The organism is Bacillus sp. 37MA, assembly GCF_000372765.1.
Lineage (GTDB): Bacteria > Bacillota > Bacilli > Bacillales > Domibacillaceae > Domibacillus > Domibacillus aminovorans.
This window is the reverse complement of record NZ_KB889752.1, coordinates 2,041,265-2,055,042: the sequence shown is the minus strand read 5'-3', so window position 1 is coordinate 2,055,042 and position 13,778 is coordinate 2,041,265. Positions and strand designations below refer to the sequence as shown.

17 protein-coding genes and 1 pseudogene are annotated in these 13,778 nt (G+C 40.5%); 14 read left to right on the top strand and 4 right to left on the bottom strand.

Features of this window, described 5'->3' with window-relative positions; translation table 11 throughout:
* The first annotated feature begins 315 nt into the window (after positions 1-315).
* On the top strand, positions 316-2,187 hold the full coding sequence (locus tag A3M5_RS0111490) for an LTA synthase family protein (RefSeq protein WP_018393923.1): 1,872 nt from the start codon (positions 316-318) through the stop codon (positions 2,185-2,187).
* A gap of 70 nt (positions 2,188-2,257) precedes the next feature.
* Here the strand turns inward: A3M5_RS0111490 and A3M5_RS24065 are convergent, their stop codons facing one another.
* Positions 2,258-2,434, bottom strand: a complete 177-nt coding sequence (locus A3M5_RS24065) for a DUF2759 domain-containing protein (protein WP_018393922.1) — start codon at positions 2,432-2,434, stop codon at positions 2,258-2,260.
* Positions 2,435-2,610: 176 nt separating this feature from the next.
* Here A3M5_RS24065 and A3M5_RS0111480 point away from each other — a divergent pair, with 176 nt between their 5' ends.
* From A3M5_RS0111480 to A3M5_RS0111435, 10 genes are all read left to right on the top strand, one after another.
* Positions 2,611-3,240 carry an MBL fold metallo-hydrolase gene (locus A3M5_RS0111480; RefSeq protein ID WP_018393921.1) on the top strand — a complete coding sequence of 210 codons (630 nt, stop codon included), beginning with the start codon at positions 2,611-2,613 and terminating at the stop codon, positions 3,238-3,240.
* A gap of 98 nt (positions 3,241-3,338) precedes the next feature.
* Entirely contained in the window at positions 3,339-3,506 is a 168-nt protein-coding gene (locus A3M5_RS25430) for a hypothetical protein (RefSeq protein WP_155894709.1), read from the top strand.
* Between the two features lie 275 nt (positions 3,507-3,781).
* A complete protein-coding gene (locus tag A3M5_RS0111470; protein WP_018393919.1) occupies positions 3,782-4,006 on the top strand; it encodes a DUF2626 domain-containing protein in 225 nt (74 codons plus the stop codon).
* Positions 4,007-4,159: 153 nt separating this feature from the next.
* Positions 4,160-5,239 carry a competence type IV pilus ATPase ComGA gene (gene comGA / locus A3M5_RS0111465; RefSeq protein ID WP_018393918.1) on the top strand — a complete coding sequence of 360 codons (1,080 nt, stop codon included), beginning with the start codon at positions 4,160-4,162 and terminating at the stop codon, positions 5,237-5,239.
* Complete coding sequence (gene comGB / locus A3M5_RS0111460; protein WP_082193905.1) at positions 5,142-6,233, top strand: competence type IV pilus assembly protein ComGB; 1,092 nt, start codon at positions 5,142-5,144, stop codon at positions 6,231-6,233. Before comGA ends, comGB begins: the two co-directional genes overlap by 98 nt.
* Positions 6,234-6,248: 15 nt before the next feature.
* Positions 6,249-6,569 carry a competence type IV pilus major pilin ComGC gene (gene comGC, locus A3M5_RS0111455; RefSeq protein WP_018393916.1) on the top strand — a complete coding sequence of 107 codons (321 nt, stop codon included), beginning with the start codon at positions 6,249-6,251 and terminating at the stop codon, positions 6,567-6,569.
* A complete protein-coding gene (comGD, locus tag A3M5_RS0111450) occupies positions 6,559-7,002 on the top strand; it encodes a competence type IV pilus minor pilin ComGD (RefSeq protein WP_018393915.1) in 444 nt (147 codons plus the stop codon). Before comGC ends, comGD begins: the two co-directional genes overlap by 11 nt.
* A 13-nt stretch (positions 7,003-7,015) precedes the next feature.
* The gene (locus A3M5_RS25820) at positions 7,016-7,300 is read left to right on the top strand and encodes a hypothetical protein (RefSeq protein WP_018393914.1); all 285 of its coding nucleotides are present in this window, start codon (positions 7,016-7,018) and stop codon (positions 7,298-7,300) included.
* Positions 7,239-7,712: a competence type IV pilus minor pilin ComGF gene (gene comGF / locus A3M5_RS0111440; protein ID WP_196803565.1), complete on the top strand. Its 474-nt coding sequence runs from the start codon at positions 7,239-7,241 to the stop codon at positions 7,710-7,712. Before A3M5_RS25820 ends, comGF begins: the two co-directional genes overlap by 62 nt.
* Entirely contained in the window at positions 7,648-8,070 is a 423-nt protein-coding gene (locus tag A3M5_RS0111435) for a hypothetical protein (protein ID WP_155894708.1), read from the top strand. The genes comGF and A3M5_RS0111435 overlap by 65 nt, the downstream gene beginning before the upstream one ends.
* Here A3M5_RS0111435 and A3M5_RS22900 read toward each other — a convergent pair.
* Both A3M5_RS22900 and A3M5_RS0111425 read right to left on the bottom strand, forming a co-directional pair.
* Positions 8,045-8,848 carry a YqhG family protein gene (locus A3M5_RS22900; RefSeq protein ID WP_018393911.1) on the bottom strand — a complete coding sequence of 268 codons (804 nt, stop codon included), beginning with the start codon at positions 8,846-8,848 and terminating at the stop codon, positions 8,045-8,047. The genes A3M5_RS0111435 and A3M5_RS22900 overlap by 26 nt on opposite strands.
* Before the next feature lie 7 nt (positions 8,849-8,855).
* Positions 8,856-10,442, bottom strand: coding sequence for a DEAD/DEAH box helicase (locus A3M5_RS0111425; protein WP_018393910.1), 1,587 nt, complete (start codon positions 10,440-10,442; stop codon positions 8,856-8,858).
* A gap of 167 nt (positions 10,443-10,609) precedes the next feature.
* On the opposite strand from A3M5_RS0111425, the gene A3M5_RS0111420 reads away from it, so the two are divergent.
* Positions 10,610-11,200 carry a DUF4652 domain-containing protein gene (locus A3M5_RS0111420; RefSeq protein ID WP_018393909.1) on the top strand — a complete coding sequence of 197 codons (591 nt, stop codon included), beginning with the start codon at positions 10,610-10,612 and terminating at the stop codon, positions 11,198-11,200.
* A 28-nt stretch (positions 11,201-11,228) separates the two neighbouring features.
* On the opposite strand, the gene A3M5_RS0111415 is transcribed toward A3M5_RS0111420, so the two are convergent.
* Positions 11,229-11,570, bottom strand: coding sequence for a rhodanese-like domain-containing protein (locus A3M5_RS0111415; protein ID WP_051080869.1), 342 nt, complete (start codon positions 11,568-11,570; stop codon positions 11,229-11,231).
* A gap of 197 nt (positions 11,571-11,767) precedes the next feature.
* Between A3M5_RS0111415 and lipM the strand changes: the two genes are divergently transcribed.
* Together lipM and A3M5_RS22895 are read left to right on the top strand one after the other, a co-directional pair.
* Complete coding sequence (lipM, locus tag A3M5_RS0111410) at positions 11,768-12,604, top strand: octanoyltransferase LipM (RefSeq protein WP_018393907.1); 837 nt, start codon at positions 11,768-11,770, stop codon at positions 12,602-12,604.
* A 243-nt stretch (positions 12,605-12,847) separates the two neighbouring features.
* A pseudogene (locus A3M5_RS22895) lies at positions 12,848-13,642 on the top strand (ribonucleotide reductase barrel domain-containing protein); the annotation flags it as partial.
* Between the last annotated feature and the right edge of the window lie 136 nt (positions 13,643-13,778).

The window sequence follows — 13,778 nt, the reverse complement described above, 5'->3', positions numbered from 1 at the left end:
TCTAGGACACAGTATCATAGAGGTGAAATAAAAGGATGAGGTGCTACATATAGTAGTTTCTCATCTTTTTTTTGTCCTTTTATTCACTTTTGCAGTGGTCTCCGATTAGAAAGGCTTTTTTTAAGAAACTTTTTAATCATTGATGCGTATGAATAAGAGATAGAATCGTCATGGAACTATTATAAAGATTTTTTGTATTGTTCTGTTTGATTTTTTGTAAAAAAAGTATTAAGATTGTGGAAGGTAATTTACAAAGGTTGAAAGTCTATTTCAACCCCAGAACGATGTTACAGATGTAACGAGGAGGCTGGAATGATGAAAAGAACAATTCGCAGCAACATATCGCTCATTGCTGTAGCCGTTTTGTTCTTATGGATGAAAACATATATCGTCTATAAAACAAGCTTTAATATTGATATTGAAAATGCATTGCAAGAGTTTATTTTACTGATTAATCCGATCAGCTTTATTATGCTGGCAATGGGGATCGGTTTTTTATTTAAAAGTGATAAAGCGCGAAATCGTTATTTACTCATAATGAGCTTTTTATTAAGCTTTTTGCTTTATGCAAACGTTGTGTTTTACCGCTTTTTTAATGATTTTATTACAATGCCGCTGTTATTCCAAACGAGCAACTTTGCCGATCTTGGCAACAGTGTAACAGAAGAATTTGGTTTCGCTGACATCTTATATTTTGCAGATGTCATTATTTTATCCCTTCTGTTGAAATTTAAGCCATCGTTTGTGAAATTCCGCCCGATGTCAAAAATGAATCGCCGTGCGTACTTTTTATCAGCTGTTGCGATTATGTTTTTAAATCTCGGTCTTGCTGAAATTGAACGTCCACAATTATTAACAAGAACATTTGATCGTGAAATGCTCGTCAAAAACATTGGTACATTTAACTACCATATTTATGACGTCTTTTTACAGTCAAAATCATCTGCGCAGCGTGCACTTGCTAACGGCAGTGAATTGACGGAAGTAGACAACTTTGCAGACGCTAAATACGCGGCACCGAATGATAAATTGTTCGGCGTAGCAAAAGGTAAAAACTTAATTATGGTATCAGTAGAATCAACACAGGCATTTGTATTGAATAATAAAGTAAACGGTCAGGAAATTACACCATTTTTAAATGATTTTGCAAAAGAAAGCTTAAACTATACAAACTTTTATCATCAGACCGGACAGGGAAAAACGTCCGATGCTGAATTTATAACAGAGAACTCTCTTTATCCGCTCAGCCGGGGGGCTGTGTTCTTTACTCATTCAGGCAACGAATTCAATTCAATGGCTGAAAAACTAGCAGAGAACGGCTATTATACGAATGCGATGCACGCGAATAATAAAAGTTTCTGGAACCGTGACATTATGTACGATTCAATCGGGTATGAACGTTTCTATGATGAGGAAGACTATGAAATAACAGAAGATAATAGCGTCAACTGGGGAATGAAAGACATTCCGTTCTTTGAACAATCTGTCGGTTTAATGAAAGAGATGCCAAAGCCGTTTTATTCGAAAATGATTACATTAACGAACCATCACCCATTCCATTATGATGAAGAAGATAAAATGATTGATGAATACAATTCAAACAGCGGTACATTGAATCGTTATTTTGTAACGGTCCGCTATACAGATGAGGCATTAAAACGTTTTGTTGAAGAATTGAAAGCATCTGGACTGTATGAGAATTCTGTCATTGTGCTGTACGGAGATCATTATGGTATTTCCGAGAATCATAATGAAGCAATGTCGCAATACCTTGGTAAAGAAGTAACGCCGTTTATATCAGCGCAGCTTCAAAAAGTACCATTTATGATTCATATTCCGGGTGTTGAGGGACAGGAGATTTCAACGGTCGGTGGACAAGTTGATGTTCGTCCGACATTGATGCACTTATTTGGAATTGATACAAAAGGAGATATTCAATTCGGTCAGGACTTGAATTCACAAGATCATGAAAGCTTTGCTGCTTTCCGTGATGGCCGTTTTGTGACAGAAGATTATGTTTATGCAGACAGCAAGTGCTGGGACAAAGCAACCGAACAACCGACGGAGAGTAGTTACTGTGAGCCTTATATCGAAAAAGCGGCAACAGAACTGAACTATTCCGACCGTATTATTTATGGGGATCTGCTTCGTTTCTATGATCCAGATTCTGCGAAAAAAGAACAATAAAAAAACTGCCTTCCGGGGCAGTTTTTTTGTATGAAAAAAAGCACCCGTTTTAAAACGGGTGCCTGTTTTTTTAGTGAGCTGCTGGATAACCGTGATGAATAATTGTCATGATTGTAAACCAGCCGATGACACCGGCAGTGCCAAGCCCAAAGAAAATACCAAGCGGGTTTTTGTTTTTCAAGGCGCTGATTGTGCCGAATACAGCAAGAATCGCCACTAAAGCGAAAATAATCGTTAAACCGTTCATTTCATCAAACCCCTTTCTTATTGAATCAAAAAAAGAAAAACTATGTAATAGCAGTATACACAACAATATTGTATAGTCTTTTACTCCTTTTGTCGAGAGTGAAAACGCATTGTTCTTTTATCAGACAAGATTTCCTGTTACGATACAATAGTATGAAAAGGAGAGGTGGAGATTATATGGATTGGACACAATTACCGCTTGGTCCGCTTGCAACGAATTGCTACGTGCTTTCTCATAAAAAAGAATGCATTATTTTTGATCCAGGTTCCGAGGGAGAATCGTTGACAGAGTGGCTGAATGAAAGGAGTTTAAAGCCGCTTGCTGTACTGCTGACACATGCTCATTTTGATCATATCGGGGCCATTGAACATATTAGACAGACGTTTAACAGCCCGGTTTACATTCATAAAGCAGAAGAACAGTGGCTCGAAAACCCAGAATTAAATGGTTCAAGCCGGTTTGGGATGGGAGCGATTACAGCATCACCAGCAGACTTTATTTTAGAAAAGGAAGAAGAACTTATAATCGGTCCATTTCAATTTAAGCTGTTTCATACACCGGGTCATTCACCAGGCAGCATCTCTTATTATTTTGAAGAAGGTGGCTCCTTATTTGCCGGAGACACATTATTTATGGGCAGCATCGGACGGACGGATCTTCCCGGGGGCAATCACCAGGATCTGCTCGACAGCATTCATAACAAGCTGTTGTCATTGCCAGAAGAAACGATTGTACTCCCGGGACATGGACCTGCTACGTCCATTGTCAGTGAAATGGACAGCAACCCATTTTTAAATGGTTTTTAAGCAAAATAAAAAAGATTATCGAATTATGCAGCTTTCATTTCCACATCGTGATTATCAGCTTCTTGCCGATACTTTAGTGGAAACGGTGCAAATGCTTGGTGAAAATGGTCGAGGCAGCGGCCGTTAAAGCAGGCCATCGTGCAATGGGGTCTAGGACTAGGAACTATGCTTCTTCCTTAACAGAAGATGAGAAATTTTCAATACTGCAGTCACTAGCTGCCTGGATTGGTTATGTGTCGGAAGCAGAGCGTAGAGAAGATGGATGACATGTTCAATTTATTATATACAACTGTCCGTTTAAAGAAACGCTTTATGATGAAGCCTATATTACATACAAAATACATACCGATTTTTAAACGGAACGTTAGAAGCACTGTTTGATGATGTGCAATTGCATCAAAAAACAAAGATGTTAGAAGGCTGTCATGACTGTACGTATCACGCAATCGTCACAAACTGACTGAAAGAAACATTTACAAATCTGTCACTGTTCCTTTATAATATGATATTGATGGAGTGTATGACAAAGGAGGGATACTTAATGGATCGCATGTTTCGCATGATGGCATTCTGGACCGGAATCTTCTCATTGATGTTTTATCTCGGACACATGGATAAAACTGCATTGCTTTTCCTCGGTCAAACCGGCTTTTTCTTGTTATTAGGTTATTTACGGCTTACTGAACGCATGTACATTTACGTTTTTTTCGCATATTTGACCGTTTCTTTTGCAGGCTTTACATACTGGTCAACGTTCATGATGTAATCCAAGAAAGCGGTAGAATTGAATCTCGCTAAAGCGCCTTTAAAGCATTTTGCTTTAAAGGCTTTTTTTGTTAAGGTTTTGTAAACTTCAAAATAAACGATGAAATTGTCTGAAAATTGTAGTATGGTGTAAAAAAAGAAAGAAGGTGATGGTTTGCACGTCGAACAAAAAATTAAACATGTCTTAATGACTGCAGTTCAGATGCAGGCAACTGATATTCATTTAATGCCAAAAGTAAACGGCTATGTAATGAAAATTCGAGCAGGTGGTACACTGACTGATACCGATTCATTCTCCATCCATGAAGGTGAACGAATGATATCGTATTTAAAGTTCACGGCGTCGATGGATATCGGCGAAAAGCGAAAACCGCAGAGTGGAGCATTTAAACAGATCATTAATGGCATTTCGACTTCTCTGCGCATCTCAACACTGCCAGCCATTCCTCAAAAAGAAAGCCTTGTTATCCGGCTCCTGCCTCAAGAACACGTACCATCTCTTTCTGATTTAACTCTTTTTCCTGATACAGCAAACAAATTAACATCACTACTAAACCATTCAACTGGCCTCGTTTTGCTCAGTGGTCCAACGGGAAGCGGTAAATCGACCACGCTTTACTCCATGATTCAGCACTGTGCTGCAACGTTAAATAAACATGTTATTACTCTCGAAGATCCTGTCGAAAAACAACACGATTCCTTGTTGCAAATACAAGTAAATGAAAAAGCGGGGATTACGTATGCTACTGGGTTAAAAGCGATTTTACGACATGACCCTGATGTGATTATGGTTGGAGAAATACGCGATGAAGAAACGGCTCGAGTTGCTGTTAGAAGCGCTCTTACCGGTCATTTAGTCATGTCAACCATTCATGCACGTGATGCAGCAGGTGTCATTGGCCGTCTCCTTGAATTTGGTGTCACGCATCATGAGATCAGCCAAACAATCGTAGGGATTACTGCACAAAGACTCGTGCGTATCCGCTGCCCTAAATGTGGTGCTCAATGTGCACCGCACTGTGTTCATTTTACACGTCAAGCTATCGTATGTGAGCTTTTATCTGGACGCATGCTTACATCTGTTTTAAAGGAGGTGAGGGCTGGAGACCGTCGTATGATATATAAGCGGCTGAAGGATGAAATTGGAAAGGGGATTGCTTATGGATATCTCACCCAAGAAGAGTGGGCTCGCTGGGTTTTTGAAGAAGCGGATGACAGCGAAAAATGGCGCTGAGTTTATTTTCAGGCTTGGTGAAATGCTTGCAAAAGGGTTTACGATCGGAGAGTCAATTGATTTTTTAATGTTAAACATACAGGGAATCAGCGGGAAACAAACGAAACACATCCAGCAAATGCTACAAGCCGGAACACCTCTGCACGAAATTCTACCTATTCTTCATGTGCCATCGCTTATTTGTCTTCAAGTGTATTTCGCCGAAAAACATGGAAATGTACAAGACGCGCTTATTCATGCGGGAGCGCAATGGAAAAAATCCGAACAGTCAAAAGAAAAATTAATAAAATTGCTTCAGTACCCTATATTTCTATTACTTTTATTAGTAATGCTTCTGGCAGTACTGAACACATTTGTCCTGCCACAATTTCATGATTTGCATGCATCGATGGGGTACGAGCCTGAAGGTATGATTTTATTCCTGCTCTTTTTACTAGAATGGGTGCCTCCGATCATGCTCATTTTACTTCCATGTGCGATTGGCTTATCGATCTTTCTATATGCTCGTTACCGCCTGTTATCGCCTAAAAAGAAAGCAGACATGCTCATCCGTATTCCGTACGTCCGTACGTTTTTTCAACTATATTTCACACGTCTGTTTGCTCGCGAATCCGCCCAATTGTTAAACAGCGGATTTGCTGTGAACGAAATGCTTCATATATTTGAGCATCAGACGATATATCCGATGCTTACAGCGGTTTCAGAGATAATTGATAAACGCTTAATGAACGGCGAATCACTCCAAAAAGCGATCGAAAAGATGGCATGGTTTGATAAAAAGTTATCGGCTTTGACTGGTCATGGCGGGGCAAATGGACGTCTTGGCGAAGAGTTGCTTATGTATGCAGAGTTTTGTGATGAATTGGTTGAAGAAAAAATAAAAAAATTGACCGGTTTTATCCAACCAGCTGTCTTTTTGTTTATTGGAGCAGTTGTCATGACCGTCTACTTATCTGTTATGCTGCCAATGTTTGAAATGATGGGCTCGGTATAAAAGGAGGAACAAAAGATGAAAAAGTGCCTGAAAAACGAAAAGGGATTTACTTTAATCGAAATGATGATTGTTTTACTTGTTATTACCGTCTTATTGTTCATTGCGATTCCGAATGTGGCAAAACAAAGCCAGAACATCAATGCAAAAGGCTGCGATGCTTTTGCGCACATGGTACAAGGACAAGTGCAGGCGTATCGGATTGACAATAAGAAATTTCCTGATTCCATTGAGACGATGGTAACAGATGGATACTTGCGAGAGGATGAAACGAAATGCCCTGGTGGTGGGGATATTACCATTGATGCGGAAGGCGAAGTTTTGGTAAGTGAAACATAAAGAAGGCGGCTTTACGCTGTTGGAAATGATGCTTGTGTTAACGGTGTTTATGGCTTGCTTTGGGGCAGTACTCATTCCGATTTTGAATGTAACGAACGAAGTAAATGAACAGCAATTTTTTAACCAGCTGGAGCGTGATTTGTTTGAAGCACAGTCGTATGCGATTTTGAATAATGTGCATGTTAAGGTCAATTTTTATGAATCGGGGCAGCACAAATATACTATTTCCACGTATGAATATCCTCGTTACATTTTAGCTGAGCGAGATATTCCCGCGTACTTCATTCCTGTAAAGGGAAGTATGATGGATATTATGTTTCAAAAAACGGGGATGACGAACCGGTTTGGCACTGTTTATTTTAAATCAGAAGAGAAGCGAACAAAACTAATTTTTTTAATTGGAAGGGGACGTTTTTATTTTCTGGAAGAGTGAAGAAGGATTTACATTGGCCGAAAGTCTTCTAGCACTGACCGCATTGTTCGTTGCAGCTACTTTTATTTTGCCATTTTGCATGAAAATTGAAGCTGAAACGTCAAATAGATGGGAGCGTCAGGAAGGAATGAGGAAATTATATGAAGAAGCAGAATCGAGGTTGTATGAACCCGCTTCATTCACATATGAAATGGACACGCCTAATTTTACAGGCCGGATCTTTTGGGAAACGGAGAATGGAAAAGATCAGGCGTGTGTATCAACTACTGATAAAACGGTTTGTGTATCAGAACGATAGGGGCTATACCCTCGCTGAAGCTCTTATTGCACTGACTGTGTTCATGGCATGTGCTGCATCATTTCCATTATTGTATGATGCAGCGTATCGTATTGTAGAAGCAAGCAAATCTGAAAAAAATACGGAATGGGAAATTTTTATTGTACAGCTGCGCAATGAACTGCATCAATCCAGTAACTGGCATATATCGGGTGGAAAACTCAATTACGGAGTAGAAGGGTCCATCACATCGATCAGCCAGTATGAGGATAAACTCCGGAGACAAATAAACGGGCAAGGGCATGAAGTGATGCTGCAAAATGTGAAAAAAGCGGCTTTTGCACTCGAAGGAGGGAAATTGTATATTCATGTTACCTTTCAAGATGGAGAAGAAGGAACATCGCTTTATCCATTCAATCAAACGTCTTCGTAAAAACGAATCGGGGATGATTTATCCCCACGTACTAGTACTACTTTTTTTAATGAGTGCTGCTGCTGTGACGGCAACAGATGCAGCAGTGACAAAAATGAAAACAGCCGATCAGCTGACCGAATATTATGAAATGCGGCTAGTTGAACTGATGGCGGTTAGATTCGTGCTAAAAAACCCGGACACTGCTTCCTTTACAATGAAAACAAATAAAGGAACAACGGATGTACAGCTATTAGATCAATCAGAAATAGAACGAAGTATTCGCATTACGACAACGAGAGGGAAGCGGCAGTTTTATGCTACATTTCTTTATAATAAAGAGAACAATCGACTTACAAAGCGGATTGAGCATCAGTAAATGTCTGAAAGCGGCCGGCAGATAAATAGAGGAGTCCGCCGTTCCAGACAGATAGTCGAATAACAGGTTCGAAACGGCGGATAATCGCTTCTTTTTCACGTGTATATTCTTCACTGTCATCTGGATTATTTTCATAAAAAGAACGAAGTAATGAAATTTCCTTATCCTGTTTATTTTTTGCTTCTTTTGCCCATTCGTGGTTTTCCTGATTGAGTTCGTTCATTACCATCTGCTGAAGTCGCTTCAGCCCGCTTATAGGAGTAATGAACGGCGATAACACGTAATGAAAGGAAGGGATCGTTTGGGCAAAAGGAACATCGCTTATTTTGGTTAAAAAGTCACGCTGGATCATTCCACTAATTAGATGAAGAGCGACCGACTCGATTCTCTCTTTTTTACCGTTTGCTTCATACGAAATTAAAAAATGGACGAACAGCCATGGTTCCAGTTGAAGAGGCTTTATGGATGGACATTCTTCGTATAGACGGATAAATTGCGACTGTTGTCCGGCATAGTGAAGCAACTGATGAAACCTTGGCGAACCGAAGCTGATGTATTCTTCGTGGGCACGCAGCGGCTGACCGGTGTCTTTTACATAAAAAGAAACAGTCATTGGCGCCCCTTTTTCATTCAGCTGATCTTTATAGTGCCAGTAAAAAGGACGATTCATGATTGCTCGGTCCATCTGTTCGGACAACTCTACAGTAATCGACTGATCGTCTTGATGGGTAATCTGGCACTCACAGGCTGTGAAAAACTGTTTGAGAAAAGTCATCATATATAATTCACTCCAATGCAGCAGTAAGATTATGCACTTTAATTTCCCATTCACGAATGCTTTTTGAATGATGAAAGGCATCGTGCAAATGTTCTTCCACCCAATTTTCCTCCAAAATATCGTCCAGCTTGCCAATCGCTGACTGGAATAAATGAATTTTTTCATGCAACAGCGTCAGCATGCGGTCTTCAACGGTTTGCTCATAAGCGAGATGATAAATGTGTACGTCTTGAACTTGTCCGAGACGATGAATGCGTCCGATCCGCTGTTCTAATTTCATCGGATTCCAAGGCAGGTCAAAGTTAATGAGCCGTCGGCAAAATTGTAAATTGAGTCCCTCACTGCCCGATTCTGTTGCAATAAAAACTTGAGCAGGCCCCTTAAACAGTTCAACCATCCAGTCTTTTTTCCCTTTTTTGAAATTACCTTGAAAGGAAACGGCTAATAATCCATTTTCTCTAAAGTAGTGTTCGAGATAGCGCTGCGTTGCCCGGTACTGTGTAAAGACAATTGTTTTTTCAGGGTGTTCTCTCATAATAGCCAATGCTTTTTCCGCTTTCGAATTCATGTTGATCTGTTCGGCTAAGAGGGCGACCTTCTCACATTTCTGTCCAGTTAGTTTTTGAATCGTACTAAGTGCGGCATATTTGCTGCTGCATGCTTCCCGTTGTAATGTGAGCAGGGTCATCGCATTTGGTACATCTTCTTTTAAATAGGCAAGTGAATCGTAAAATGCTTTTTCTTCTTTTGACGGAGTGATCCGGATCGTTTCGACACACCGTTTTATGGGCTGCCGATCCATCTCATCCCGTTTGTTTCGAATCATGACCTTTTGCAGCAGCTCTTTAAAGGCATCCTGATCGTGAATGGATCGCTTTCCTTTTTTAAATCGGTTATTGAAAGATTCGCTATTACCAAAATGACCGGGTTTTAATAATGAAACGAGATGAAAGAGTTCATCAACGTTATTTTGTACAGGTGTCGCCGTTAAAAGCAGGCAGTATGTTTTCATCAAACGGCGGACAAATTGATAATTTAATGTAGCGGGATTTTTTAGACGATGCGCTTCGTCAATAATTACCATATCGAACATCGTATTTGCAATGGCATCCGCATATTTTGGTTGTTTGGCCGAATCAATAGAGGCAATTTGGACACCATTCCACGACCAGTCGGGTTTCTTTTTTTGCACGAGTGCATAAATTTTACACTTATCACGTAGTTCTTTTGCCCACTGATTGACGAGAGAAGCAGGTGTCAAAATAAGGGTACGCGATACAAGGCCCCGAAGCATGTATTCTTTTAAAATAAGACCGGCTTCAATTGTTTTCCCAAGTCCGACTTCATCTGCTAAAATAGCGGTTCCATTCATTTCTTCCATGACTGTCCGCGCTGCTTCTATTTGGTGTGGCATAAAGTGAATGGAAGGGAGAAAATCAGGTGTCAGCAGTCCATGAAAATCAGTCGGAATAACGAGCTTTTTCGTTTCGGCTGCCAATGTAAAAAGCGGCCAGTTACTAACGACGGGAGCAGAATGGAGCCAGGCGGGTAGTTGCTTTTCCCATGAGTCATCAATTAAAATGGGCGGTTTCAACGCGAAAATACCTCCTTTTTAATCTAGTTGCTGATCGTTACAAAGCATGATACGATAAAAGAGAAATATGAGATCAGTATGTCCGAATGAATAAAATAGTATGAATACATAATGAAACAAAAAGTGTGTTACTTTTACGTAAAAACGGGTAGGAAGAAGGTTTTTGTATGAAAAGAGCAGTCCTGTTATTTTTTGTTATATCGTTAGGTTTTATTTTATTGGCACGTTATCAAGCAGAGGATCCTGAGCCGGTCGAAGAAAAACCAATTGTGGAAGATAAAAAACCTGTTTTAGAAGAACCAAATCGGTTGTTTATAACAGAAAAAACAGATTCATTTGAGCTTGAGTTTGGAACTGGTTGGAAGGTATCGCCAAATGGTGAAAAAGAAGCGGCTATTGAAGGACGTGGTCCAGATAGTGTAGAGGAAGGGGAAGGCGTACTCGTTGTGAAAGAAGGAGAAACAACGACACTATTTTCATGGCCAGCGGATGAAAAGCAAGAGACCGTTAAATATGTGGAGTGGAAAGATGACACTCATGTATACGTCATTGTTGGCTTTTCACAAGGCACAGTGACCAAAGGCGGCAGTTTGTATGAATTGAATGTGGAAACAGGGGATACGAAAGAGGTGGTCATATCGAATGACCCGAAAGAAGAAGTCGTCTTAGTAAACGTTGAGGAAGGAACATACACGCTCCACACATATGAAGATGACAATTTTATGAACGGAAGCACTGAAGAGATTCCGTTACCATAATAAAAAAGGAGCATGTTTTGCTCCTTTTTTATTTCGTTTTAATTTTACCTGTCCATTTCTTAAATCCACCTTGCAAATGATAAATATCACGGTATCCTTTTCGATATAGCATCTGTGCAGCACGTCCGCTGCGAAGTCCACTCTGGCAATACAAATAAACAGGTTTGTCGGGACGAATTTCTTTCATACGCTGTTTCATTTGCGTAACGGGAATATTGCGAGCACCGAGAATGTGTCCGCTATTATATTCATTCGGTTCGCGCACATCAATGAGCTGCGCTTTCCGGTATCCTAGCACAAAATCTTCTTGGCTGAGCGGTTTCACCGCACGTTTTTGGGAGAAATACATAAAGAGAGCGTACAAAATCATCGCTCCAAGCACTGCGGCAATAGAATAAAGCAACGTCGTGTTCCCCTTTCAAATAAACTGCTTCTTTCATTATATCTATATGCTCATCAGATGAAAAGAAAATTCTCTTTTAAAAAAGCAGTGTTCACGGCTTTGATTTTTACACTTGATTTGTTAGACTATACAAGGGAATCAACAATGAAAAGAAGGCGTTAATCATGAAGAAAGAAAGATGGGCATTTCTTGACACGGGCAATCATAGCGCTGCGTATAATATGGCGGTAGATGAAGCACTGCTTGATTGGCACAGTAAAGGTAAGATTCCGCCAGTTGTTCGATTTTATGGATGGGAGCCGGCAGCACTGTCGATCGGTTACTTTCAAAAAGCGGAAAAAGAAGTGAACTTTAACGCGCTTCAGGAGCAGGGTATTGGCTTTGTACGCCGTCCAACCGGTGGCAGAGGCGTATTGCATGAGCATGAACTAACGTATAGCGTCATCGTTAGTGAAGAGCATCCTAAAATGCCTGTGGGTGTCACAGAAGCATATAGAGTCATTTCAGAAGGTGTGCTGCAAGGATTTCGGGCGCTCGGTCTAGATGCAGAATTTGCCGTGCCGAGAACGGAAGAAGAGAAAGCGAGTTTGAAAAATCCGCGCTCTAGCGTCTGTTTTGATGCGCCAAGCTGGTATGAGCTTGTCGTTGAAGGCAGAAAAGTGGCAGGTAGTGCACAGACGAGGCAAAAAGGTGTGATTTTGCAGCATGGGTCGATTTTGCTTGAGATTGATGAGGACAAGCTGTTTAGCTTATTTCACTATTCAAGCGACCGGACGAAAGAACGGATGAAACGTGCTTTTAAAGATAAAGCTGTTGCGATTAATGCGCTTTGCTCAAACCGTGTGACGTTGAATGAAGCACGTATTGCATTTAAACAGGGATTTGAAAAAGGACTTAATATTGAACTAGAACCGCTCGTTTTAACAGAGGAGCAAGTTTATCAAATTGAAACGATTCAAAGAGAACGCTATGAAAATCGTGAATGGAATTTCCGGAGATAAAAGTTCTCGGGTGGTCGCCTGGTTTTTTATCCTCGGAAAATATTTTTATGCGTTTATTTTACAGGGATTGAGCCTGTTCACGACTTTTTTAGTAAAAAGGCGGCTTGACAAAAAAAAGATTCTCACTCAATATGTAGAATATGAATAAATAAACAAACACAATATATTGTGTTTGTTTTCGTTTTTTCTACTAAAACATGGGTATATGATTTAATGAAACAGAATAATAAAGGAGTTGTTTGCATGCCTGCTACGCCCACAACGCACATGTCGCTAAACGTCGACAGATTAAACAAGGACATCAGCATTTTTCCACAGGTACATCCTGTCACACCGGATATGAAGATTACACACAAAGGTGTTTCCCGTCTCGTCATGATCGACCGTTATTCATTTAAGGATACGGAAAAGATCACTCTGTCTGAAGGCGATTTCGTCGTGTTGACGATTAAGGAAGATCCAAAGTTTCCAGCTCGCGGAACGGGTTTTATTACAGCGATCGACCGTGAAACAAAAAAAGTATCTGTCTTAATTGATGAAGAATACAGAAACGCGATTGACGATCCAAATGAAGCGGCAGAAGGTATTGTACATCGTGGATTTGACGTGATTGAAAAACCGCTTGAAGTGTTTTACGAGCAAATTGCGAAGCGTAATGCAGCCGGTCTTTCATCCGTTGAAAAAACAGACGAAAAACGAAAAGAATGGTTCGATAAATTTTATCATGAACTTGTGAACTTAAACTTTATTCCGGCAGGACGTGTATTGTACGGAGCGGGAGCGGATACGGACGTAACGTATTTCAACTGCTACGTGATGCCTTTTGTCGCTGACTCACGTGAAGGCATTTCAGAGCACCGCAAACAAGTGATGGAAATCATGAGCCGCGGCGGCGGCGTCGGCACGAACGGTTCTACACTTCGTCCGCGCAACACACTAGCCAAAGGCGTAAACGGAAAATCATCCGGCTCTGTTTCATGGCTTGATGATATTGCGAAACTGACACACCTTGTTGAGCAGGGTGGATCAAGACGTGGTAAATCCATTTAAGTGCCTCGTCTCTAAATAAACCTCGTGAATTGCTGGAAACTCTTTGTATGACTTGTTGGCTACAACGTAACTGGAAACGGTAAACGTGAATGCTTGAAAACAACAAGTGGATAAAGACAATCAG